Origin of the sequence: Variovorax sp. YR634 (assembly GCF_900106655.1) — a bacterium.
Lineage (GTDB): Bacteria > Pseudomonadota > Gammaproteobacteria > Burkholderiales > Burkholderiaceae_C > Variovorax.
Genome location: NZ_FNOL01000008.1, coordinates 163,483 through 186,294, shown reverse-complemented (window position 1 = coordinate 186,294; position 22,812 = coordinate 163,483). Strand labels below are relative to the sequence as shown.

The 22,812-nt window shown below is 67.1% G+C and carries 22 protein-coding genes; 19 read left to right on the top strand and 3 right to left on the bottom strand.

Annotation, left to right across the window (positions count from 1 at the left end; all coding sequences use genetic code 11):
* Positions 1 to 7 precede the first annotated feature (7 nt).
* Positions 8 to 1,210 carry an MFS transporter gene (locus tag BLV60_RS16360; protein WP_093056313.1) on the bottom strand — a complete coding sequence of 401 codons (1,203 nt, stop codon included), beginning with the start codon at positions 1,208 to 1,210 and terminating at the stop codon, positions 8 to 10.
* Between the two features lie 96 nt (positions 1,211 to 1,306).
* Between BLV60_RS16360 and BLV60_RS16355 the strand changes: the two genes are divergently transcribed.
* Positions 1,307 to 1,936: a 2-hydroxychromene-2-carboxylate isomerase gene (locus tag BLV60_RS16355; RefSeq protein WP_093056311.1), complete on the top strand. Its 630-nt coding sequence runs from the start codon at positions 1,307 to 1,309 to the stop codon at positions 1,934 to 1,936.
* A 10-nt stretch (positions 1,937 to 1,946) separates the two neighbouring features.
* On the opposite strand, the gene BLV60_RS16350 is transcribed toward BLV60_RS16355, so the two are convergent.
* Entirely contained in the window at positions 1,947 to 2,864 is a 918-nt protein-coding gene (locus BLV60_RS16350) for a LysR family transcriptional regulator (RefSeq protein WP_093056309.1), read from the bottom strand.
* Between the two features lie 196 nt (positions 2,865 to 3,060).
* Here BLV60_RS16350 and BLV60_RS16345 point away from each other — a divergent pair, with 196 nt between their 5' ends.
* The 12 genes from BLV60_RS16345 (at position 3,061) to BLV60_RS16290 (ending at position 14,569) form a co-directional block, all read left to right on the top strand.
* Positions 3,061 to 3,714: a hydrolase gene (locus BLV60_RS16345; RefSeq protein ID WP_093056307.1), complete on the top strand. Its 654-nt coding sequence runs from the start codon at positions 3,061 to 3,063 to the stop codon at positions 3,712 to 3,714.
* 26 nt (positions 3,715 to 3,740) lie between these two features.
* Entirely contained in the window at positions 3,741 to 4,034 is a 294-nt protein-coding gene (locus BLV60_RS16340) for a DUF1427 family protein (RefSeq protein ID WP_093056394.1), read from the top strand.
* A 104-nt stretch (positions 4,035 to 4,138) separates the two neighbouring features.
* Complete coding sequence (locus tag BLV60_RS16335; protein ID WP_218132231.1) at positions 4,139 to 6,034, top strand: amidohydrolase; 1,896 nt, start codon at positions 4,139 to 4,141, stop codon at positions 6,032 to 6,034.
* A 5-nt stretch (positions 6,035 to 6,039) separates the two neighbouring features.
* A complete protein-coding gene (locus tag BLV60_RS16330) occupies positions 6,040 to 6,438 on the top strand; it encodes a DoxX family protein (RefSeq protein ID WP_093056393.1) in 399 nt (132 codons plus the stop codon).
* The gene (locus BLV60_RS16325) at positions 6,431 to 8,032 is read left to right on the top strand and encodes an MFS transporter (RefSeq protein ID WP_093056303.1); all 1,602 of its coding nucleotides are present in this window, start codon (positions 6,431 to 6,433) and stop codon (positions 8,030 to 8,032) included. The genes BLV60_RS16330 and BLV60_RS16325 overlap by 8 nt, the downstream gene beginning before the upstream one ends.
* A gap of 47 nt (positions 8,033 to 8,079) precedes the next feature.
* Positions 8,080 to 8,901, top strand: coding sequence for an alpha/beta fold hydrolase (locus tag BLV60_RS16320; RefSeq protein ID WP_093056301.1), 822 nt, complete (start codon positions 8,080 to 8,082; stop codon positions 8,899 to 8,901).
* A 72-nt stretch (positions 8,902 to 8,973) separates the two neighbouring features.
* Entirely contained in the window at positions 8,974 to 9,849 is an 876-nt protein-coding gene (dapF, locus tag BLV60_RS16315; RefSeq protein WP_093056299.1) for a diaminopimelate epimerase, read from the top strand.
* Positions 9,846 to 10,550 carry a DUF484 family protein gene (locus tag BLV60_RS16310; RefSeq protein ID WP_093056297.1) on the top strand — a complete coding sequence of 235 codons (705 nt, stop codon included), beginning with the start codon at positions 9,846 to 9,848 and terminating at the stop codon, positions 10,548 to 10,550. Before dapF ends, BLV60_RS16310 begins: the two co-directional genes overlap by 4 nt.
* Positions 10,547 to 11,182, top strand: a complete 636-nt coding sequence (locus tag BLV60_RS16305; protein WP_093056295.1) for a YdcF family protein — start codon at positions 10,547 to 10,549, stop codon at positions 11,180 to 11,182. Before BLV60_RS16310 ends, BLV60_RS16305 begins: the two co-directional genes overlap by 4 nt.
* On the top strand, positions 11,166 to 12,182 hold the full coding sequence (locus tag BLV60_RS16300) for a tyrosine recombinase XerC (protein WP_093056392.1): 1,017 nt from the start codon (positions 11,166 to 11,168) through the stop codon (positions 12,180 to 12,182). Before BLV60_RS16305 ends, BLV60_RS16300 begins: the two co-directional genes overlap by 17 nt.
* 10 nt (positions 12,183 to 12,192) lie before the next feature.
* Complete coding sequence (locus BLV60_RS16295; protein ID WP_093056293.1) at positions 12,193 to 13,407, top strand: class I SAM-dependent rRNA methyltransferase; 1,215 nt, start codon at positions 12,193 to 12,195, stop codon at positions 13,405 to 13,407.
* Between the two features lie 109 nt (positions 13,408 to 13,516).
* Positions 13,517 to 14,569: a CobW family GTP-binding protein gene (locus BLV60_RS16290; RefSeq protein ID WP_093056291.1), complete on the top strand. Its 1,053-nt coding sequence runs from the start codon at positions 13,517 to 13,519 to the stop codon at positions 14,567 to 14,569.
* 77 nt (positions 14,570 to 14,646) lie between these two features.
* Here BLV60_RS16290 and BLV60_RS16285 read toward each other — a convergent pair whose 3' ends face one another.
* The gene (locus BLV60_RS16285) at positions 14,647 to 16,164 is read right to left on the bottom strand and encodes a YdgA family protein (protein ID WP_256329201.1); all 1,518 of its coding nucleotides are present in this window, start codon (positions 16,162 to 16,164) and stop codon (positions 14,647 to 14,649) included.
* A gap of 383 nt (positions 16,165 to 16,547) precedes the next feature.
* Between BLV60_RS16285 and dksA the strand changes: the two genes are divergently transcribed.
* The 6 genes from dksA (at position 16,548) to rsmH (ending at position 22,812) form a co-directional block, all read left to right on the top strand.
* The gene (gene dksA, locus BLV60_RS34670) at positions 16,548 to 17,522 is read left to right on the top strand and encodes an RNA polymerase-binding protein DksA (protein WP_256329220.1); all 975 of its coding nucleotides are present in this window, start codon (positions 16,548 to 16,550) and stop codon (positions 17,520 to 17,522) included.
* Positions 17,523 to 17,570: 48 nt separating this feature from the next.
* On the top strand, positions 17,571 to 19,253 hold the full coding sequence (locus tag BLV60_RS16270) for an STAS domain-containing protein (RefSeq protein WP_093056285.1): 1,683 nt from the start codon (positions 17,571 to 17,573) through the stop codon (positions 19,251 to 19,253).
* Between the two features lie 56 nt (positions 19,254 to 19,309).
* The gene (hslV, locus tag BLV60_RS16265) at positions 19,310 to 19,855 is read left to right on the top strand and encodes an ATP-dependent protease subunit HslV (protein WP_042578379.1); all 546 of its coding nucleotides are present in this window, start codon (positions 19,310 to 19,312) and stop codon (positions 19,853 to 19,855) included.
* Between the two features lie 2 nt (positions 19,856 to 19,857).
* A complete protein-coding gene (gene hslU, locus BLV60_RS16260; RefSeq protein WP_093056283.1) occupies positions 19,858 to 21,180 on the top strand; it encodes an ATP-dependent protease ATPase subunit HslU in 1,323 nt (440 codons plus the stop codon).
* Between the two features lie 271 nt (positions 21,181 to 21,451).
* On the top strand, positions 21,452 to 21,880 hold the full coding sequence (gene mraZ, locus BLV60_RS16255) for a division/cell wall cluster transcriptional repressor MraZ (protein WP_081270207.1): 429 nt from the start codon (positions 21,452 to 21,454) through the stop codon (positions 21,878 to 21,880).
* An 8-nt stretch (positions 21,881 to 21,888) separates the two neighbouring features.
* Entirely contained in the window at positions 21,889 to 22,812 is a 924-nt protein-coding gene (gene rsmH / locus BLV60_RS16250; protein ID WP_093056281.1) for a 16S rRNA (cytosine(1402)-N(4))-methyltransferase RsmH, read from the top strand.

Sequence of the window (22,812 nt, the reverse complement as noted above, 5' to 3'; positions counted from 1 at the left end):
GTTGCCATCAAGGCTCTGCAGCAGCAGCGGCGCTCCTGCTGGCCACAACGGCGGCAACGATGCCGACGGCCCCCAGCAGCAGGCACACCGAAAAGATCACCCCACGCGTCTGCGTTGCATCGGCAAACGCACCGACGATCAACCCCGCAAGCGGCTGCGTCAGGTTGTTCAGCAGCACGATCACGCCGGTGGTCTTGCCGTAGTCCTTCGCAGGAATGATCCGCTGCCGGTGGATGCGGATGTAGATGCTGAACATCTTGTCGAACCCGATCACCAGCAGGAAGCCGGCCGCATAGCCCCAGTGGCTGGTGCTTGCGGCCGTGAGCAGGCCGCCGGCCAGTATCAGCAGGTAGGCGGTGATGCCCATGTGCTTCAGCGCGATCGATCCCCGGATGATCGCCAGCAGGATCACGATGGTGGCCACGGCCCCCAGTGTCTGCAGCCACGCGTAGTAGGTGGCGGAGCGCTGGTGCAGCCCCGTGACCATCGCGGCGGAAGAGGCCAGCGTGGTGCCGAGCATCAGGTTCACGCCTGCTGTCAGCATGGTCAGCCGCAGCAGGCCCGGCAGGCGCAGCACATGGCCGAGTGCGGTGGCGATGGGTTTCAGCAGATGCTGCCCCGGCTCGCCCTGCGGCTCGTGCAGCTCGACGGGGTTGCCGCGCCGCCACCAGGCAGTGGCTACGTCGGCCAGCAGGAACAGCGCCGCCGCAGCGCACACTGCCGCCTGCCACGGCCACACGGCAATCAGCGCAGCCGCCAGCAGGGGGCCGAGCACCATGCCGGTCTGGTCGGCGGTCTGCGCATAGGCCAGCACCTTGTCGAAGCCCAGGCCGCGGGTTCCACTGGCGATCTGCGGGAGCATCACCTCGCGGGCCATCATTCCCTGCGTGGTGAGCACGCCGCACACGGCCGACAGCCCCACGAGCCACCAGATGCCGCCCATGGCTTCGTTGGCCAGCACACCGAGCACGCAGGCCAGTGCGCGAAAGATCTGGCTGCCGCGCAGCAGCTTCAGCGGCGATACCCGGTCGCACAGCGCGCCGCAAACGGGAAACGACAGAAAGCGCGGCAGCGTCTCGGCCGCGAAGGCGTAGCCCGACCAAGCCACGTCCTGCGTCACCTGGAACACCACGAGCGGCACCAGGAACAGCAGGATCTGGTCAGCCAGCCTGGAGACGAACAGCGATAAGAGGAAGGCCGGGAACTTCATCGTGCCGTCATCGTGGCGGCATGGCCTGCGCAAACCCCAAGGGGAGAAGGGTGGGGAGCGCGGTGGCGTCGGGCATGCGCTGAAGATAATCGGAACATGATCGCGCTCGACTGCTACTACAGCCTCTCCTCCCCCTGGGCCTACCTCGGCGGCCCGCAACTGCAAGACATCGTGCGCCGCCACCACGTGCGGCTCACGCTCAAACCGTACGACTTCCAGGCCGTGGTGCCGCAGACGGGCGGCATTCCGCTCAAGACCCGGCCCGAGCCGCGCCGCACCTACCACGCGCTGGAGCTCGCCCGCTGGAGCGACTACCTCGGCATGCCCATGAACCTGGCGCCCGCGCATTACCCCAAGGGCGCGCCGAGCGACCCGAACTGGAACAAGTACCCGGGCTGGATGGTGATCGCCGCGCAGCTGCAGGGGCTCGACGCACAGCCGCTGTCGCATGCGCTGCTGCGCGCGCTGTGGGCCGAGGAGCGCGACACCTCGCAGGCCGAAGTGCGCATCGCGGTGGCCGATGAGACCGGCTACGACGGCGCTTCGCTGCAGGCATTGGAGCAGGCGGCCGAGACGCTGGCGGCCTACCGGGTCTACAGCGCGGAGGCGGTGGAGGCAGGCGTGTTCGGGGCGCCGACTTTCATCCTGAACGGCGAGCGGTTCTGGGGGCAGGACCGGCTGGCGTTCCTCGACCGGGCGCTGGACAAGCTGCGCGCGGCGGGCTGAGCGCTCCCCCTCACTGCCACCCGGCCGAGCGCGGCAGCAGCGCCGGCACCAGCGTGCGGTTCATCCGTTCGCGCCACCAGCGCAGCGCCTGTCCTTGCGCGCCGGTCTTCCAGGCCAGCCAGAAGGCCTCGGGCGGGCGCGGTTCCTCGGTGGGCAACTCGACCAGCGTGCCGCGCTTCAGCTCGCCCACGATGCAGGCGCGCGGCAAAAAGCCGTGGCCCAGGCCGGCCACCTGGCAGGCGATCTTCGCGGGCATCGACGGCACGGTGATGCGCGGCTGGCCGGCCAGCAGGCCGACGGTGCGCTCCGACAGCGTGCGCGCGCTGTCGCCCACCACGATGGCGTTGCACTCCAGCAGGTCGCCGCGCTGCAGCGGCCGGCCGAGCCGCGTGAGCGGGTGCGAAGGCGCGACGCAGAAGGCGAAGTCGAGGCTGCCCACGGTCACCGCCTGGTAGCCGCCGCCGGCCGGGCCTTCGCCCGCGGCGATGACGATGTCGGCGCGGCCCTCGCGCAGCGCCTCCCAGCTGCCGGTGAGCGCCTCGCAGCCGATGCGCAGCCGCGTGCCGCAGCGCAGGTCTTCGAAGGCACGGATGTCGTCGATGAGCGCCTGCGTGGGAATCAGCGAGTCGTGCACGAGGCGCAGCTCCGACTCGTAGCCGGTGGCTATCAGCCGCATGCGCGATTCGAGATCGCTCGCGGCGCTGAGCAGCCAGCGGCCCTCCTTGAGCATTTCTTCGCCGGCGGCGGTGAGGGTCACGCGCGGGCCGTTGCGCTCGAACAGCAGCATGCCCAGTTGCTCCTCCAGCTTGCCGACGGCGTACGAGATGGTGGAGGGCACCTTGTTCAGGCGAGTGGCGGCGGCGGCGAAGGAGCCGTGGCGGGCGATGGCGTCGACGACCTCGATGGCTTCCAGGCTGAGTTTGAGCACGCTGCGGTTCCTTGAAGAGAAAAAGGAGTGAGAAAGGGGTGAAAAAGGAATGATCGAAAACTTCGATCATTGCCTGTGAAAAGTTTCGTCGATGACAGTTGATGCGGACCCGATGATTCAGCCCATGCCAAGGAGATTCCCTCCGAAAGCAATTGTGAATTCAATCGAATATCCACTCAACCGCAAGGAGCTTCACATGTCCATCAAGGCCACCCCCACCGCCGGCGCCAAGCTGCTCACCCCCACCGACCACACGCTGGTCATGATCGATTTCCAGTCGCAGATGGCCTTTGCCACGCACTCGATCGACGCCGTGAACCTGCGCAACAACGCCGCGCTGGTGGCGCAGGCGGCGGCCGGCTTCGGCGTGTCGACCATTCTCACGACGGTGGCCGAGAAGAGCTTCTCGGGCCCGATGTTCAGCGAGATCACCGACGCCTTCCCGGGCCAGAAGATGCTGGACCGCACCTCGATGAACACCTGGGAAGACGCCGCCGTGATCGAGCGCGTGAACCAGATCGGCAAGCCGCGCATCGTGCTGGCGGGCCTGTGGACCAGCGTGTGCATCGTGGGGCCGGCACTGTCGGCGCTCGACCAGGGCTTCGAGGTGTATGTGATTGCCGACGCCTGCGGCGACGTGTCGGCCGAGGCGCACAACCGCGCGATGGAACGCATGGTGCAGGCCGGCGCACAGCCGATGACCTCGCTGCAATACCTGCTCGAGCTGCAGCGCGACTGGGCCCGCGGCGACACCTACGAGCTGACCACCGGCATCGCGAAAAAGGTTGGCGGCGCCTACGGCCTTGGCGTGACTTACGCCAAGACCATGTTCGGCGCACACGAAGGTTGATCGACAACGCCGAGGCGAACGAAATCATGAAGCCCTATGTCCTGTCGCTCGCGCTCGGCCTGCTGGTCGGCGTGATCTACGCACTGTTCCAGGTGCGCTCGCCGGCGCCGCCGGTCATCGCCCTGGTGGGGCTTCTCGGGATCCTGCTCGGCGAGCAGATCCCGCCGCTCATCAAGAGCGTGATCAAGCCCGATGCGGTGGCCACCTCGTGGCTGCACCACCAGGTCAAGCCGCACGTGTTCGGCGAACTGCCGAAGTGTGCGCAGCCGACGGCGGTGAACACCGCCGAAGCCCGGTCTTCCGGCAGGCGCGACGCATGAAGCCGTCCGCAGACCCCAGCCGCCGGCGCCTCCTTGGCTCTCTCGGAGCGCTCGGCGCCACCCTCGCAGCCCCCGGCCTTGCCGTCGCCTCCTTCTCCGACAACATGACCACCAACACCGAAACCCCAGACCTGATCCTGCACAACGGCCGTTTCACCACGCTGGACCGCGCCAACCCCGTGGCCGACGCCGTGGCCATCAGGGACGGCCGCTTCACCCGCGTCGGCCGCGCCGAAGACGTGCTGCCGCTGGCCGGCAGCGCCACCCGCGTGATCGACCTGCACGGCAAGCGCGTGCTGCCGGGGCTGATCGACAACCACCTGCACATCATTCGCGGCGGCCTGAACTTCAACATGGAGCTGCGCTGGGACGGCGTGCGCAGTCTGGCCGATGCCATGGGCATGCTCAAGCGGCAGGTTGCGAACACGCCGGCACCGCAATGGGTGCGCGTGGTGGGCGGCTTCACCGAACACCAGTTCGTGGAAAAGCGCCTGCCAACCATCGAGGAGCTGAACGCCGTTGCGCCCGACACGCCGGTCTTCATCCTGCACCTGTACGACCGCGCATTGCTCAACGGCGCTGCGCTGCGCGCGGTGGGCTACACCAAGGACACGCCCGCGCCGCCCGGCGGCGAGATCGTGCGCGACAGCGCCGGCAACCCCACGGGCCTGCTGCTGGCCAAGCCCAACGCGGCCATCCTCTACGCCACGCTGGCCAAGGGGCCCAAGCTGCCCTTCGACTACCAGCTCAATTCCACGCGCCACTTCATGCGCGAGCTCAACCGGCTGGGCGTGACCGGTGCCATCGACGCGGGCGGCGGCAACCAGAACTACCCCGACGACTACGCCGTGATCCAGAAGCTGGCCGACGACGGGCAGCTGACGATCCGCCTGGCCTACAACCTGTTCACGCAGAAGCCCAAGCAGGAGAAGCAGGACTTCCTGAACTGGACCGCGACATCCAGATACAAGCAGGGCGACGACTACTTCCGCCACAACGGTGCCGGCGAGATGCTCGTGTTTTCCGCGGCCGACTTCGAGGACTTCCGCCAGCCGCGCCCCGACATGGCGCCCGAGATGGAAGGCGAGCTGGAGGAAGTGATCCGCGTGCTGGTGCAGAACCGCTGGCCCTGGCGCATGCACGCCACCTACGACGAGACCATCAGCCGTTCGCTCGACGTGTTCGAGCGCGTCAACCAGGACACGCCGCTGGCCGGCCTGAACTGGTTCTTCGACCACGCCGAGACCATCTCCGACCAGTCGATCGACCGCATCGCGGCGCTGGGCGGCGGCATCGCGGTGCAGCACCGCATGGCCTACCAGGGCGAGTATTTCGTCGAGCGCTGCGGCCCGGGCGCGGCCGAGGCCACGCCGCCGGTCAAGCGCATGCTCGAAAAGGGCGTGAAGGTGTCGGCCGGCACCGACGCGACGCGCGTGGCCTCGTACAACCCGTGGGTGTCGCTGTCGTGGCTGGTCACGGGCAAGACGGTGGGCGGCCTGCAGATCACGCCGCAGCGCAACCTGATCGACCGCGAACAGGCGCTGCGCATGTGGACCGAGAACGTCACATGGTTCTCGAACGAGGAAGGCAAGAAGGGCCGCATCCAGGCCGGCCAGCTCGCCGACCTCGTGGTGCCCGACCGCGACTTCTTCGCCTGCGCCGAATCGGAGATTGCCGACACCACGGCGCTGCTCACGATGGTGGGCGGCAAGGTGGTCTACGGCGCCGGCGCCTTCGCCGCGCACGACGAAGGCGCGCCACCGCCGGCCATGCCCGACTGGTCGCCCGCGCGCACCTTCGGCGGCTATGCCGGCTGGGCCGACACCGCCGAGGGCGCGCCGATGCAGAAGGTTCTGCGCAATGCCGCCGCGGCCTGCGCCTGCGCCAACAACTGCAACGTGCACGGCCACCAGCACGCCACGGCCTGGAGCAGCAAGCTGCCCATTGCCGACCTGAAGAGCTTCTGGGGCGCGCTCGGCTGCGCCTGCTGGGCGGTGTGATGACGATGCGCTGGACCACTTCGCCCGCGATTCGCTGGATCGCCTTGCTGCTGCTGTGCGCCGCCTATCTTCAGGGCGGGCTGAACAAGGCGATGGATTTCAACTCGGCCCTCGCGGAGATGAACCACTTCGGCCTGTCGCCCGCCGGCCCGCTGGCCGTGGCGGTCATCGTGCTGGAGCTCGGGGCCTCGGCGCTGATCCTCGCCGGTCGCCTGCGCTGGCTCGGTGCGCTTGCGCTTGCGGGCTTCACGCTGATGGCGACTTTCGTGGCGCTGCGCTTCTGGCAGATGCCGATCGGGCAGGAGCGCTTCATGGCGGCAAACTCCTTCTTCGAACATCTCGGGCTGGTCGGCGGATTTCTGCTCGTCGCCTGGCATGACCTGAAGGAGCGCGCCCATGTCTGAACCTTCGCACAGTGCGGTCGCACCGGCACCGCAACCAGGCGCCTTCGCGCCGCTGCGCCAGCCGGTGTTCGCGGTGCTCTGGGCTGCCACCGTGCTCGGCAACATCGGCAGCTTCATGCGCGACGTGGCCAGCTCGTGGCTGGTGACGGACCTGTCGGCCAACCCGACGGCAGTGGCGCTCATCCAGACGGCGGCCACGCTGCCGATCTTCCTGCTTGCAATTCCTGCGGGCGTGCTGTCGGACATCCTCGACCGGCGGCGCTTCCTGATCTTCGTGCAAGTGGTGCTCGCGGCCGTGAGCGGTGCGCTGCTGGTGCTTTCGCACACAGGCGCGCTGACGGTCGAATACCTGATCGCGCTGACTTTCGTGGGCGGCATCGGCGCGGCGCTGATGGGGCCGACCTGGCAGTCGATCGTGCCGGAGCTGGTGCCGCGCAGCGACCTGAAGAGCGCGGTGGCGCTGAACTCGCTGGGCATCAACATCGCACGCTCCATTGGCCCGGCTGCGGGCGGGCTGATTCTTGCGAGCTTCGGCGCGGCCGCCACCTATGGCGTCGACGTGCTGAGCTACGTGTTCGTGATCGCGGCGCTGCTGTGGTGGAAGCGCCCCGCGCCGGTCGACAGTGGGTTGTCGGAAAACTTCTTCGGCGCCTTCCGCGCCGGCCTGCGCTACACGCGCGCCAGCAAGGAGCTGCACGTGGTGCTGTTGCGCGCGGCGGTGTTCTTCCTGTTCGCCAGCTCGGTGTGGGCACTGCTGCCGCTGGTGGCGCGGCAGATGCTCGGCGGCAGCGCGGGCTTCTATGGCGTGCTGCTCGGCGCCGTGGGCGCGGGCGCCATTGGCGGCGCGCTGGTGCTGCCGCGCCTGCGCGCCCGGCTCGACGCCGACGGCATGCTGCTGCTGGCCGCGCTGCTCACCGCGGCCGTGATGGGCAGCCTGGTCTTCGCGCCGCCGAAGTGGCTGGCGGTGCTGCTGCTGTTGCTGCTGGGCCTGGGCTGGATCGTTGCGCTGACCACGCTCAACGGCGTGGCGCAGTCGATCCTGCCGAACTGGGTGCGAGGGCGAGGGCTGGCCGTGTACCTCACGGTGTTCAACGGCGCGATGGCTGCGGGCAGCCTGGGCTGGGGCCTGGTGGCGCAGCAGATCGGCGTGCCGGCCACGCTGGTGGCGGGGGCTGTGGGGCTCGTGGTGGCCGGGCTGATCTTCCATCGCGTGCGGCTGCCGGCCGGCGAGGCTGACCTGCAGGCATCGAACCACTGGCCCGAGCCGCTGCTCGCCGAACCGGTGGCGAACGACCGCGGGCCGGTGATGATCCAGGTCGAGTACCGCATCCGCAAGGAAGACCGCCCTGCGTTTCTCGATGCGATGAAGCGCCTGTCTCTGGAACGCCGCCGCGACGGCGCCTATGCCTGGGGCGTGCACGAGCACACGGCCGACCCCGAGCGGGTGATGGAGTGGTTCCTCGTCGAATCGTGGGCGGAGCATCTGCGCCAGCACCATCGCGTGTCGAAGGCCGATGCCGACCTGCAGGGCGAGGCGCTGCGCTTTCACATCGGGCCGGGCAAGCCCGAGGTGCATCACTTTCTTGCGATCTGATTTTTCCTTCCCTTCCTTCTTTCTTTTTTTCACTCCACTGGAAAACCATGACCACACTCACACTGCGCGACGGCACCGAGCTCTATTACAAGGACTGGGGCTCGGGCCAGCCCATTCTCTTCAGCCACGGCTGGCCGCTCAGCGCCGACATGTGGGACGCCCAGATGCTGTTCTTCGCGGAGCGTGGCTACCGCACCATCGCGTTCGACCGCCGTGGCTTCGGCCGATCGAGCCAGCCCTGGACCGGCTACGACTACGACACCTTCGCCGACGACATCGCCGAGCTGATCGAAAAACTCGACCTGAAGGACGTGATCCTCGCGGGCTTCTCGATGGGCGGCGGCGACGTGACGCGCTACATCGCGCGCAAGGGCAGCGCTCGCGTGGCCAAGCTCGCGCTCATCAGCGCCGTGACGCCGCTGTTCATGAAGACGGCCGACCACCCCGTGGGGCCCGACGCCTCGCTGTTCGCGGGCATCCGCGCCGGCCTGGCCGCCGACCGCCCGCAGTTCCTCGACGACTTCAGCACGCTCTTCTACGGCACCAACCGCCCCGGCGCCAAGGTGTCGCAGGGCGTCTTCAAGCAGACGCTGCAGATCGCGCTGCAGGCCTCGATCAAGGCCACCATCGACTGCGTGACCGCGTTCTCGGAAACCGACTTCCGCCCCGACATGGCGAAGATCGACGTGCCCACGCTCGTGATCCACGGCGATGACGACCAGGTCGTGCCCTTCGAGGCCACCGGCAAGCTTGCGGCCGGGATGATCAAGGGCAGCCAGCTCAAGGTCTACGCAGGTGCGCCGCACGCCACCTGCACCACCCACAAGGACCAGGTGAACGCCGATCTGCTGGCGTTCATCCAGGCCTGATCGTTCCGTCTTCGTGGCCACGGGCTTGGGCCCGTGGTCGCCAAGGGTAGTGCCGGTGGCGATAATCCCGGGATGCGAATCCGCTTTACCAAGATGCAGGGAGCCGGCAACGATTTCGTCGTGCTGGACGAAACACGCGGCACGCTGGGCCTCAGCGCCGCGCAATACCGCTTTCTGGCCGACCGCCACTTCGGCGTCGGCGCCGACCAGATCCTGACCGTGCGGCCTTCGCCTGCGGAAGGCGTCGACTTTCAATACGTGATCCACAACTCCGACGGCGGCGAGGTGGAGCAGTGCGGCAACGGCGCGCGCTGCTTCATGCGCTTCGTCAACGAACACCACCTGACCGACAAGACGCAAGTGCGCGTGCAGACCCTGTCGGGTGTGATCGAGCCGCGCATGGGCGCCGACGGCCGCGTGACGGTCGACATGGGCGCCCCCGTCTTCGAAACCGAGCGCGTGCCTTTCGACATCGCCGGGCTCGACCCGCAGCCCGAAGGCGCCTGGCACAAGTGGCACCTTGCCCTTGGCACGCGCGCGGGCACCGCTATCGTTTCGGTAGCGGTTCTGTCGATGGGCAACCCCCACGCCGTGCAGGTGGTCGACAACGTCGACACCGCCCCCGTGGCCGAGCAGGGCCCGCAGATCGAGCACCATCCGCGCTTTCCTCAGCGGGTGAATGCCGGCTTCATGCAGGTGGTCGACCGCTCGCACATCAGGCTGCGGGTGTTCGAGCGCGGCGCCGGCGAAACGCTGGCCTGCGGCACGGGTGCCTGCGCGGCGGTGGTGGCGGGCATTCGCCTTGGCCTGCTGGAGCGCCGGGTCGACGTGCAGACGCACGGCGGCATTCTCACGATCGAGTGGCAGGGAGAAGGGCAGCCGGTGCTGATGACCGGGCCGGCCACCACAGTCTTCGAAGGCGACATCGAGGTGCCGGAGCTGCCATGACGACCAACTTCACGAACAACAACGACGCCAACGCCATGAACCCGATCACCGAAGACGACATCGCCAACTACCTGGCGAATACGCCCGACTTCTTCGAGCGCCATGCCCAGCTGCTGGCGCAGGTGCAGCTCACCAGCCCGCACGGCAACCGTGCCGTGAGCCTGCAGGAGCGCCAGGCCGAGATGCTGCGCGAAAAGATCAAGGCGCTGGAGCACCGCCTGATGGACATGGTGCGCCACGGCACCGAGAACGTCGTCATTGCCGACCGCCTGCAGCGCTGGACCAAGGGCCTCTTGACCACGCGCGACCCGCGCAGCCTGCCGTACCGTATCGCGGTCGACCTGCAGTCGCTGTTCCTGGTGCCGCAGACGGCCATCAAGGTGTGGGACTGCGGCAGCGAATACCTCAATGAGGCCTATGCCCAGTGGGTGAGCGACGACGTGAAGGCGTTGGCCACCTCGCTGACCTCGCCGTACTGCGGGCTCAATTCGGGCTTCGAGGCGGCCAACTGGCTGCCTGAGCCGCAGGCCGCGATGTCGATCGCGCTGATTCCGCTGCGCCCCGATGCCGAGTCGCCGGCCTTCGGCATGCTGGTGCTGGCGTCGCCCGACGCGCAGCGCTTCAACGCCGAGATGGGCACCGACTTTCTCGAGCGCATCGCCGAGCTGGCCTCGGGCGGACTTTCGCGGCTTCGTCCTTGAAGCGCCCGCGCTGGTTGCGGCGGCCGTGGCAGGTCGTGCTGGCCGGCGGGGTGCTGGCCGTGGCGCTGGTGTATGCGGCCATCGGAGCCTTCCTCTGGTGGCATGCCGAAGAGCTGCTGGCGCATCCGCCGCAGCGCCCGGCCGATGCGGCGCTGGTGCTCGGCAGCCGCGCGTACCTCGACGGCAAGCCGCATCCGTGCCTCACGGGGCGGGTCGACGTGGCCCTGGCAATGGCGAAAGCCGGCCTGGTCAGGCAGCTGGCTTTTTCGGGTGGCGTGGATTCCGAGGACAGCCGCATCGAGGCCATCACGATGGGGGAACACGCGGTGGCCTCGGGCTTTGCGGGGCCGATGGTGCTGGAGCCGGCATCGACCTCCACGCGGCTGAATCTGTCGCTGTCGCGTCCGCTGCTGCTGGCGGCCGGCGTGCGCAGCGTGGTCATCGTGTCGGAGCCCTTCCATCTGTGGCGCATCGAGCGGCTGGTGAAGAAGAGCGGCTTCGACCAGAGCTTCGACGTGCAGTACGCGGCGGCGCCCACGTCGTGCTGGCGGGCGCTGGGGCCGTTGTCCAAGGGCGCATTGCGCGAGCCGGCAGCCATCATCAACAATGCCGGCCATGGCTATCTCTTCTGAGCCGGTCGCATCCACTCCCCCGGACTGGATCGAAAAATACCTGGAGCATGTGCGCGTCGAGCGCCGGCTCGCGGCGCGCACGGTCGAGCTCTATGCCTTTCACCTGCAGGCCCTGCGTGACCGCGCCGCCGAGGCAAAGCTGCCGCTGGACCGCGTGCAGACCGCCCACATCCGCCGCTGGATGGCGCAATTACACAGCGCCGGGCGCGAGCCGCGTGGCATTGCGCTGGTGCTGTCGTGCTGGCGCAGCTTCTACCGCTGGCTGGGCAATGAAGGGCTGATCGGCTTCAACCCCGTGCAGGACGTGCACGCACCCAAGGCCGGCCGGCCGCTGCCCAAGGCACTGGGCGTGGACGACGCGGTGCGCCTCGCCGAGCTGTACGACCCCGAGGCCGACCCATGGACCGAAGCGCGTGATGGCGCCATCGTCGAAGTGCTCTATGGCTGCGGCCTGCGTGTGAGCGAGCTCACGGGGCTCGATGCGCAGGCGAGCAACACGGCGCGGGGCTGGGTCGATCTGGATGCGATGGAAGCCAGCGTGCTCGGCAAGGGCAGCAAGCGCCGCATCGTGCCGATGGGCAGCAAGGCGGCCGAGGCGGTGCGCGACTGGCTCGCGGTGCGCGGCGATTGCCCCGGGCTGACCACCGCCCGGCTGCGCGACCCGCAAGCGGCGGCCGCGCTTTTCATCAGCGCCAAGGGCATGCGGATGTCGTCGCAGGCGGTGTGGAAGCTGCTGCGCGAGCGCAGCCTCAAGGCCGGCCTCGCGGCGCCGGTGCATCCGCACATGCTGCGCCATTCCTTCGCGAGCCACGTGCTGCAATCGAGCAGCGACCTGCGCGCGGTGCAGGAGCTGCTGGGGCACGCCAACATTGCGACCACGCAGGTCTATACGCGGCTGGATTTCCAGCACCTGGCCAAGGTCTATGACGCGGCACATCCGCGCGCGAAGGCGCGCCCCGAGTCCTCGCGCGCGAAAGCCAAGCCAGAGAACGACAAGTAAGCAAAGAACAATGAAAACACTTCGCCTCAAACCCGGCAAAGAGCGCTCGATGCAGCGCCGCCACCCGTGGGTCTTCGAATCGGCCATCGCGCGCGGTGGCGCCGATTCCGGCGAGACGGTGCGCGTCGAGTCGCACGACGGGGCCTTTCTGGCGTGGGCGGCCTTCAGCCCGGCCTCGAAGATCCGCGCGCGGGCCTGGAGCTTCGTCGAAACGCAGCGCATCGACGCTGCCTTCTTCGCCTCGGTGTGCGCCCGCGCGGTGGCCGCCCGCGGCCTGTTCGACCTGCAGAGCGACGGCGTGCGGCTGGTGCACGGCGAGGCCGACGGCCTGCCGGGGCTGATCGTCGACCGCTATGGCGACACGCTGGTGGCGCAGTTCCTCTCGGCCGGCGTCGAGCGCTGGAAAGATGTTCTGGCCGACGCGCTGCTCAAGGCCACGGGCCTGGGCAAGCTCTACGAACGCTCCGACGCCAGCGGCCGCGAGCGTGAAGGCCTGAAGCCCGTCACGGGCTGGCTGCGCGGCGACGGCCCCACCGAAATCACCATTCGCGAGCATGGCTGGAAGCTCTCGCTCGACATCGCGACAGGCCACAAGACCGGCTTCTATCTCGACCAGCGCGACAGCCGCCAGCGCTTTGCCGAGCTGGCGCAGCACCGGCGCTTCCGGCGCGTGCTGAACTGCTTCTGCTACACGGGCGGCTTCACCGTTGCGGCGCTGGCGGGGCTGAAGGCCGCGGGCGCGCTCGAAGGCGTGGAGCTGGTGTCGGTCGATTCGTCGCTGCCCGCGCTGGAGCGGGCGCGTGGCCATCTCGCGCTCAATGGTTTCGAGGGGCAGGGCATACAGACCGAGTTTCTCGATGCCAACGTCAACACCGTGCTGCGCGAGTTCATCGACCAGGGCCGCACCTTCGACGCCATCGTGCTCGATCCGCCCAAGTTCGCGCCCACGGTGGCGCACGCCGAGCGCGCCGCGCGGGCCTACAAGGACATCAACCGCCTGGCGCTGAAGCTGCTGGAGCCGGGCGGCGTGCTGCTGACCTTCTCGTGCTCGGGCGGCATCAGCGCCGACCTGTTCCACAAGATCGTGGCCTCGGCGGGGCTCGATGCGGGCGTGGACGGCTACATCGCCGAGCGCCTGGGCGCCGCGCCCGACCATCCGATGACCATCGAGTTTCCCGAGGGCGAGTACCTGAAGGGCCTGGTGGTGGTCAGAAAGCCCGCCTGACGCCGTCTTGACCCTGCCGCCAACGCAACTCAGTGGCATTGGCTAAACTGCCGGGCCACGCCTTTCCCCAGCCCCAATTCCTGTTTTCCGCTTCCGGAGCACTATCCCCATGGCCCTCATTCCCGCGACCATCCTCACCGGCTTTCTCGGCTCGGGCAAGACCACGCTGCTCAAACGCATCCTGACCGAGGCCCACGGCCAGAAGATCGCTGTCATCGAGAACGAGTTCGGCGAAGAGAACATCGACAGCGACATCCTCGTGACCGAATCGAAGGAGCAGATCGTGCAGATGAGCAACGGCTGCGTCTGCTGCACCATCCGCGAAGACCTGCGCGAAGCGCTGCAAATGCTGGCCGCCAAGAAGCGCCAGGGCCTGCTCGATTTCGACCGCGTGGTGATCGAGACCACGGGCCTGGCCGACCCCGGCCCCGTGGCCCAGACCTTCTTCATGGACGACGAGATCGCCGAGAGCTACCTGCTCGACTCGATCCTCACGCTGGTCGACGCCAAGCACGCGCCGCAGCAGCTCAACGACCGCCAGGAAGCGCGCCGCCAGGTGGGCTTTGCCGACCAGATCTTCATCAGCAAGAGCGAGCTGGTGTCGGCCGAAGAGACCGACGCGCTCATTCACCGCCTGAAGCACATGAACCCACGCGCGCCGCAGCAGAAGGCGCATTTCGGCGACGTGCCGCTGAAGGACATCTTCGATCTGCGCGGCTTCAACCTGAACGCCAAGCTCGACATCGACCCCGACTTCCTGAAGGAAGACGACCACGACCATCACGACCATGACCACGCGCATGGCGAGGCGTGCGACCACCCCTCGCACAAGCACGAGGGCCACGGCCACCATCACCACACGGACGACGACGTCAAGAGCTTCGTCTACAAGGCCGACCGCGCCTTCGATCCGGCCAAGCTGGAAGACTTCCTGGGCGCGATCGTCAACATCTACGGCCCGCGCATGCTGCGCTACAAGGGCGTGCTGAACATGAAGGGCACCGAGCGCAAGGTGATCTTCCAGGGCGTGCACCAGCTGATGGGCAGCGACCTGGGCCCCGAGTGGGGCAAGGACGAGGCGCGCCAGAGCCGCATGGTGTTCATCGGCATCGAGCTGCCGCGCGAAATCCTGGAGCAGGGGCTGGAGCAGTGCCTGGTCTGAGCTGAAGGCTTGCTGAAATAGAAAACGGCGCTGGCCCCAAAAGGCCAGCGCCGTTTTTCATTCGGGCCGGGGCCGGCTTACTTGCCGGTTGCGCCCATCCCGCCCAGCGGCTTGCCGTTGACCTTCAGGCTGCCTTCGCTGTACTCGACCTGGGCGGTAACGTCGTCGCCGTCACGCTTCACGAACCCGCTCTGCTCGCCTTGCTCGACCAGGCCGGCCACCATTTCGGGCGGAGGCGTCTGGCCGCTCTCTGCACCGGTTTCGGCCAGCTTCTCGATCCACTTCATGGGCAGTCGCGCGTGGGCCTTGAGCACGCCGCGCTTCATGAGCAGCGCGGTGCCGGGCATCTGCAGGTCTTCGTCGGTCACGCCGGCCATGCTGACCGTGTAGCCGATTTCGGCACGCTTGCCGTCGATTTCGACCAGCATCTTGTCGAGGCCGGCTTCGGGGCCGTACTTCGCCATGGCCTTGAGGTCGGGGGCGAGCTGCTCGGCCAGCGCCTGCATGGCTGCCTGCGATGCCTTGCTGCCGCCCTTGCCGCAGCCGCTGGCGGCGCTGGACTGCATCCAGGCGTCGGCCAGCTTCTTGTAGCCGGCGGCATGGATGCGGCGCGCGCCGCTGGTCAGTTCGAACTTGTCGATCTTCGTCTCGCCGATTTTGCCGGTGCCCCTGAACGTGCCGCTCGACGCATAGAGGCCGTCCTTGGTGCTGGCTTCGCCGACCAGTTCGATGTTCTGGAGCACGACTGCCGGCAGCGCCTTTGGTGGTTCTGCCGGTGCGGCGCCGTCCTCGGCAGCCTTCTTCTTGACGGCGAACTCGAGGGTGTCGAGCCGGCCTTCGGTCTTGCCGGTGGCCAGGAACCAGCCGGCGCTCATGTCCATGTCGGCCTTGGCGGCGAGCTTGCCCATCTTCATGGTCACGCCGCTGCGCGCTTCGCTGAAGTCCAGGCCGGGCACGGTCAGGTCGTAGCGCGCCTGGGTGCGCGCGGCGTTGACTTCCAGGCGGGCCTGCACGCCTTGCCAGTCGAGGCGGCCCTTGCCTTCTTCGACCAGCTTGGCGGGGGCGACGGTGAGGTCGGTCGTGAAGGCGCCACTGAAGCCGACCTTGGTGCGCGCGCTCAGGGGCTTGGCGTCGCCGAACAGCTTTTTTGCCGCGGCCTGCGTCTTCTCGTCGAGCACCAGTTCGCTGTCGATGGTGGCCGCTGCCAGCGTGCCGCCGGCCAGCGGGCCGTGATGGATGGTGTCGCGGATGGTCAGGCGCAGCTGCTTGGGCGGTTTGATGCCGCCTGCGTCTTCCTCGTCGTCGGCTTCGGCTTCCTCGCCCTCGGCGGGCTTGTCGGCGGCGGCGGGTGCTGCTGCTGCCGGGGCGGCGGCATCGGCTGCGCAGCCGATTTCCAGCGTCACGGTGCTGACGGCACCGAAGAAGCCGCGTTCATATTTGCGCTCGGTCACGCGCACCAGCGCGGTCTGCTTCGGCAGCTCGTCGAAGGCGATGTCGTAGCGCGACTTGATTTGCGTGCCGGCCCACCAGGTGCTGCCGCCGTAGGCGACGGCGATAGCCGCGGCCAGGACTCCCAAAACTACTTTCTTGTTCAAGACTTGCTTTCTTTTTGCGAATGAACGGATAGGCCCCCTGCGCCATATGGACAAAGGCCCGGGGCCGCGCTGCTCCCACAGACAGCGCCGCGCGATGCTAACGGAGTTGGCCGGCACGCCGAGACATCGCCCGCGCCTGCGAGTTCTCTATACAATCGCGCGCCTGTTCCGGCAGCCATGTCCAGTTCTCGTGGACAAGATGTGACTTCCGGCACGGGGCGCCGCACGTTCCTGGTGGGCTTTCGGGGGTATAACCCCGGGGTTCGCCACTGGCGAGCACCCCGACAACGGGGAGCCTGCGTGGTCTGAAAGCCGCAAGTGGCTCCCATGGGAGGAGACACCCAGTGAAAGCGCGTTCCAGTTCGACCAAGGAGCCAGTCACCGTGAAGAAACCCGCCGCCAAGGCCACGCCAGCACCCAAGCCCGCCACAAAGAAGGCGCCGGCTGCGAAGCAGGCTGTACCTGCGGCCAAAAAGGTTTCCGCCACCGCACATGGCTCCGCAGCGAAGGAGAAAAGCGCGCCGTCCAAAAAGCCCGCAGCACCACCGGCCAAGGCCGCGACCGCTGCGACCAAGAAGTCCGCCAAGCCTGCAACTGCCGCCACCAAGACCGCAGGCGCGGGCTCATCGTCATCCAAACCCGTCGGCCGCCCTGCTGCCGTTCCTTCTGCCCCCTCGATCCCCATGAAAAAAACGGCTGCCGCCTCCACTTCCGCCCCGGCGACACCCTCGATGCCCGTTCAAACCCCCACGCCCGCACCCGCCGCGCGTGGTGGCCGCGTGTCCCGGCTGTCGCAACTTACCGTGCCCTCGATGCCGCAATCTGTCGCATCGACCGCCGCCAAGTCCAGCTTCTCGCAGGCGCCTTCCACCGCGCTGGTGCCGCCGCCGCCCCTGGCCGTGAAGAAAGACCCGAAGCTGGCCAACAACTGGAAGACCAAGACTCCTTCCGAGCTGAGCGACGCTGAAGTCATCGCCATGCCCGACGACGAGTACATGAACGAAAAGCAGATGGCGTTCTTCCGCCTGAAGCTCGAAGAACTCAAGCGCGGCATTCTCGAGAACGCCGGCGAGACCACCGAGCATCTGCGTGAAGACACGGTGGTCGTGCCCGACCCGGCCGACCGCGCCACCATCGAGGAAGAACACGCCCTCGAACTGCGCACCCGCGACCGCGAGCGCAAGCTGCTCAAGAAGATCGAGCAGTCGATCCAGCGCATCGACGCCGGCGACTACGGCTACTGCGACGAAACCGGTGAACCCATCGGTGTCGGTCGCCTGCTGGCCCGCCCGACTGCCACGCTGTCGCTCGAAGCGCAACAGCGCCGCGAACTCAAGCAAAAGATGTTCGGGGATTGAACAGGGTCAAGGTAGATAGAGCCCAGCGACTTCGATAGCCTTCGCCGAATGCCTAAGGAAGAATCGGGCCGCCTTTTTTCCAAGGTGGCCAAATTTGTCCGCAATCCCCTGAAGGATTGGTCGGAGCTGGATGCCCCTGCCTCCGCCTCGACCTCGGACTCTTCGCTGCCCGCCCAGCAGACCTACAGCCGCGAGATGCTGAAGGAGATGATCGAGCGGCGCCAGCGCAACGATTTCGTGCGCCGGCGCGAGTTCGACATGCTGCGCAAGCTGCGCCAGCGCGAGGCCGCCGCCCACGCCTTCGAGGCGACGGTCACACCGTCTTCCTTCAACATCAACAGCACCTCCGAGAAATCGGAAGGCCGCGCGCTCACGCTCAAGAAGATCGACGAGATCGAGCTGCAGATGTCGCAGCAGTGGTGGAAGGGGCGGGGCCCGAACGGCGAAACGCTGGTCAACCCGCCGCCTGACGCCGGCGCCGAGACGCTGCCGCCGGTGCATACCGACGATCTGCTGTCCGAGCCCGCCGTGTTGCCCATCATCCCGCCAGCGGCTGCAGCCGAGGCTGGTGACGATGCCCCGGCGGTGGCCGCCAGCGTGCCGTTGCTGTCGTCGCGCCTTGCGCACGACGGCGCGCTGGAAGAGGCGGTGATCCGCTTCGCGCACGGCGACGACACCGGTGCCGAAGCCATCCTGCTGCAGGCCCTGGCCTCCACCGAAGGCACAACGCCCACCGAGGGCGGGCACGACGCCGCGGCCGAACGCGATGACAACCGCTGGCGCGCCCTGTTCGATCTGTACCGCGCAACCGGTGACGCCGCCAAGTTCGCAGCCGCCCGCATGCGCTATGCGCAGCGCATGCGGCGCATGGGCCCCGACTGGGTTTCGCTCGATGAGCTGGCCCGCAGCGTCAAGGCCGTCACTGCCAGCGAAGAGGCGGCCGGGGCCGCTGCTGAAGGCAGCAGCGCCCATGCCGACTGGACCTGTCCCACGCGCCTGGCGCGCGAAGGCCTGATGGAGCTCACCCGTGCGCTGTCGAAGGCAGGCTCGGTGTGGACGCTGGACTGGCGCGGGCTGCACGCCGTAGAGCCTGAGGCTGCTGCGCCGCTGCGCGTGCTGTTCACCCACTGGGCCGATTCGCCGGTGCAGCTGCGCTTCATGGGCTCGGCGCAGCTGCTGGCCGTGCTGTCCGAGGCCGCACCCAACAACGAGCGTGGCACCGACGACATCTGGTGGCAGCTGCACCTTGCGGCGCTTCGCCTGATGCACCTGCCCGACGACTTCGAGCTGGTGGCGCTCAACTACTGCATCACCTACGAGGTGTCGCCGCCTTCCTGGCAGGACCCGAAGGGCGAATGCACCACGCTGGCCGCGCCGCCCGCGAGCCGGCCCAGCTCGGTGTGGTCGCTGCTGTCGGTCGGTGGCGATTCGGAGAGCTTTCCGTCCACCGACAGCGGTTTTGCCGCGCTGGCGGGCGATCTGCGGGGCGAGTCGCTGTCGAGCTGGCAACGGCTGGACAACGACCTGCGCCACACCACGGCACCGGTCATTTCGTGCGCGGCGCTGCTGCGCATGGACCTGGCCGCCGTGGGCACGCTGCTGAGCTGGGTGCGCGCACGCGATGCCAATGGCGAGCGCGTGCAGTTCGTCGATGCGCACCGGTTGATTGCTGCGCTGTTCAACCTGGTAGGCATTGCCGATCATTCGACAGTGACGGTTAGGAAAAACTAAAACCTGCGCTGCCCTATGGCGGTTGCATTGCCGCGGCGCACCCCCAGATGGCTGCGATGGAACAGTTTCACGGCACCACCATCGTGAGCGTGCGCCGCAAGACCCCCCAAGGCGACCAGGTCGCCATTGGCGGGGACGGGCAGGTCACTCTCGGCAATATCGTCATCAAGGGCACGGCGCGCAAAGTGCGCCGCCTCTATCACGGCAAGGTGCTCGCAGGCTTTGCCGGCGCCACGGCCGACGCCTTCACGCTCTTCGAGCGCTTTGAGGCCAAGCTCGAAAAGCACCAGGGGCACCTGACCCGCGCGGCAGTCGAACTCACCAAGGACTGGCGCACCGACCGTGTGTTGCGCAAGCTCGAGGCCATGCTCGCCGTGGCCGACGCCACCACCTCGCTCATCATCACCGGCAATGGCGACGTGCTGGAGCCCGAAGACGGCGTGATCGCCATCGGTTCGGGCGGGGCGTATGCCCAGTCGGCGGCCAAGGCGCTGATCGACAACACCGACCTCTCGGCCGAGCAGATCGTGCGCAAATCGCTGGCGATCGCCGGAGAAATCTGCATTTACACGAACATGAACCACACGGTGGAAGCGCTCTGACCATGTCCATGACCCCCCAGGAAATCGTCTCCGAGCTCGACAACCACATCGTCGGCCAGCCGGCCGCCAAGCGCGCCGTGGCCATCGCCCTGCGCAACCGCTGGCGCCGCCAGCAGGTCGAAGACAAGCTGCGCCACGAGATCACCCCGAAGAACATCCTCATGATCGGCCCCACGGGCGTGGGCAAGACCGAAATCGCCCGTCGCCTCGCGCGCCTGGCCGATGCGCCCTTCATCAAGGTCGAGGCCACCAAGTTCACCGAGGTCGGCTACGTGGGCAAGGACGTCGATTCGATCATTCGCGACCTCGCCGAAATCGCCGTCAAGCAGACCCGCGAATCGGAAAGCGCCAAGGTGCGCGCGCGTGCCGAAGACGCCGCCGAAGACCGCATCCTCGACGTGCTGCTGCCTCCCGCACGTGGTGCCGATGGCGCTGTGGCCGACACGGGCAACGCCACCCGCCAGGCCTTCCGCAAGAAACTGCGCGAGCACCAGCTGGACGACAAGGAAATCGAACTCGACCTCGCCGAGACCCGCACCCCGCTGGAAATCATGGGCCCGGCCGGCATGGAGGAAATGACCGAGCAGTTGCGCGGCATGTTCGGCCAGATCGGCGGCGGCAAGCGCAAGACGCGCAAACTCAAGATCGCCGAGGCGCTGCGCCTGCTGATCGACGAGGAAGCGGCCAAGCTGGTGAACGAGGACGAGATCCGCACGCAGGCGATCACCAATGCCGAGCAGAACGGCATCGTCTTCATCGACGAGATCGACAAGGTTGCCACGCGCAGCGAAGCGCAGGGCTCCGACGTGTCGCGCCAGGGCGTGCAGCGCGACCTGCTGCCGCTGGTGGAGGGCACGGCCGTCACCACCAAATACGGCGTGGTGCGCACCGATCACATGCTGTTCATCGCGAGCGGCGCCTTCCACCTGAGCAAGCCGAGCGACCTGATCCCCGAGCTACAGGGGCGCTTTCCGATCCGTGTGGAGCTGCAGTCGCTCTCGGTGGCGGACTTCGAAAGCATCCTCACGCAGACCCGCGCGTCGCTGGTGAAGCAGTACCAGGCGCTGCTCGCCACCGAGGGCGTGACGCTCGAATTCACGCCCGAAGGCGTGAACCGGCTGGCCGCCATCGCCTTCGAGGTGAACGAGCGCACCGAGAACATCGGTGCACGCCGTTTGTCGACCGTGATGGAACGCCTGCTGGATGAGGTAAGCTTCGACGCGACCCGCCTCGAAGGGCAATCGATCCGCATCGATGCCGCTTATGTCGACCAGCGCCTTGCGGCACTAAGTCACGACGAAGACCTTTCGCGCTTCATTCTCTGAAGCCGCTTCTCCTTCCCCCTGTAACGGGGGAATCCTTCACGCATCACATTCATTGCGTGAGCTAAGTACTTCATTTTCAACGAAATTCGCCGATTCCATGGTTTTGGAATCGGCGCTAAGTCGTTGATTCCATTACAAAAAATAGCCCAAACGGCCAGTTGCTTCCGAAGTGTTTCCTGCTACAGTGCAAAAAAGTGCAGTTAAGTGGGAAAAAGTGCGGGTAGTGCCCCTTTCGGGTGCCGCAGCACTCCCAACACAGGGGTTCGTGGTCGTGTTTCAAGGCGCTTCATCGCTCAGTCTGGATGCCAAGGGGCGGCTCTCCGTGCCGACCCGGCATCGTGACGTCCTGAGCGCGACGGCAGGCGGCCAGCTCACGATCACCAAGCATCCGCACGGATGCCTGATGGTGTTTCCCCGTCCCGAATGGGAAAAATTCCGCGAGCGCATCGCCGCGCTGCCGATGTCGGCGCAGTGGTGGAAGCGCGTCTTCCTGGGCAACGCGATGGACGTCGAGATGGACGGCACCGGCCGCATCCTGGTGTCGCCCGAACTGCGCGCGGCCACCGGCATCACGCGAGAGACGCTGCTGCTGGGCATGGGCAACCACTTCGAACTCTGGGACAAGGCCACGTACGAGGCCAAGGAGGCCGAGGCCACCCAGGGCGAGATGCCGGATGTGTTTCAGGACTTTGCGTTCTGAGGACTCAAGTGAACACCCCATGGACCCATACGACCGTCTTGCTGAACGAAGCGGTGGAAGCCCTTCTTTCCGGCAGCACGGCGGCAACCGGCACTTACGTGGACGCTACCTTCGGGCGGGGAGGGCATGCGCGTGCAATCCTCTCCAGGCTGGCGCCGGAAGGCAGGCTGATCGCATTCGACAAGGATGCAGAAGCAGTGGCCGAAGCAGCGCGCATCTCCGATGCGCGTTTTTCTATCCGCCACCAGGGATTCCGCTCGCTGGGCGAATTGCCCGACGCGAGCGTCGACGGCCTGCTGATGGACCTGGGCGTGAGCTCGCCGCAGATCGACAACCCGGTGCGCGGTTTCAGTTTTCGTTTCGACGGCCCGCTCGACATGCGCATGGACACCACGCGCGGCGAGAGCGTGGCCGAATGGCTGGCAACGGCCGAACTTCAGCAGATTGCAGAGGTGATCCGTGACTATGGCGAAGAACGGTTTGCTGTTCAGATTGCAAAGGCGATTGTTGCTCGCCGACAAGAACGGGGCCCAATTTCAACCACCACCGAACTGGCCGAGCTCGTGGCTGGCACGGTCAAAACCCGCGAGCAGGGCCAGAACCCTGCAACGCGCACATTTCAGGCTTTTCGGATTTTCATCAACGCCGAGCTTGAAGAGCTGCAACAGGCGCTAGAAGCGAGTCTGTCCGTGCTCAAACCCCAGGGGCGGCTCGCGGTGATCAGCTTCCACTCGCTGGAAGACCGCATCGTGAAGCAGTTCATCGCCAAGCACTCGAAGGAGGTCTACGACCGCCGCGCGCCGTTTGCCGCCCCGAAGGTCATGAAACTGCGCGCGCTGGAGCGCATCAAGCCGTCCGACGCCGAGGTGGGCGGCAACCCGCGCTCGCGCAGCGCCATTCTTCGCGTCGCAGAACGCACCGGGGCCAACTGA

Coding starts and splice junctions, on each gene's coding strand:
- BLV60_RS16360 (WP_093056313.1), bottom strand. CDS start 1,210: ATGAAGTTCCCGGCCTTCCTCTTATCGCTGTTCGTCTCCAGGCTGGCT.
- BLV60_RS16355 (WP_093056311.1), top strand. CDS start 1,307: ATGATCGCGCTCGACTGCTACTACAGCCTCTCCTCCCCCTGGGCCTAC.
- BLV60_RS16345 (WP_093056307.1), top strand. CDS start 3,061: ATGTCCATCAAGGCCACCCCCACCGCCGGCGCCAAGCTGCTCACCCCC.
- BLV60_RS16340 (WP_093056394.1), top strand. CDS start 3,741: ATGAAGCCCTATGTCCTGTCGCTCGCGCTCGGCCTGCTGGTCGGCGTG.
- BLV60_RS16335 (WP_218132231.1), top strand. CDS start 4,139: ATGACCACCAACACCGAAACCCCAGACCTGATCCTGCACAACGGCCGT.
- BLV60_RS16330 (WP_093056393.1), top strand. CDS start 6,040: ATGCGCTGGACCACTTCGCCCGCGATTCGCTGGATCGCCTTGCTGCTG.
- BLV60_RS16325 (WP_093056303.1), top strand. CDS start 6,431: ATGTCTGAACCTTCGCACAGTGCGGTCGCACCGGCACCGCAACCAGGC.
- BLV60_RS16320 (WP_093056301.1), top strand. CDS start 8,080: ATGACCACACTCACACTGCGCGACGGCACCGAGCTCTATTACAAGGAC.
- dapF (WP_093056299.1), top strand. CDS start 8,974: ATGCGAATCCGCTTTACCAAGATGCAGGGAGCCGGCAACGATTTCGTC.
- BLV60_RS16310 (WP_093056297.1), top strand. CDS start 9,846: ATGACGACCAACTTCACGAACAACAACGACGCCAACGCCATGAACCCG.
- BLV60_RS16300 (WP_093056392.1), top strand. CDS start 11,166: ATGGCTATCTCTTCTGAGCCGGTCGCATCCACTCCCCCGGACTGGATC.
- BLV60_RS16295 (WP_093056293.1), top strand. CDS start 12,193: ATGAAAACACTTCGCCTCAAACCCGGCAAAGAGCGCTCGATGCAGCGC.
- BLV60_RS16290 (WP_093056291.1), top strand. CDS start 13,517: ATGGCCCTCATTCCCGCGACCATCCTCACCGGCTTTCTCGGCTCGGGC.
- BLV60_RS16270 (WP_093056285.1), top strand. CDS start 17,571: ATGCCTAAGGAAGAATCGGGCCGCCTTTTTTCCAAGGTGGCCAAATTT.
- hslV (WP_042578379.1), top strand. CDS start 19,310: ATGGAACAGTTTCACGGCACCACCATCGTGAGCGTGCGCCGCAAGACC.
- hslU (WP_093056283.1), top strand. CDS start 19,858: ATGTCCATGACCCCCCAGGAAATCGTCTCCGAGCTCGACAACCACATC.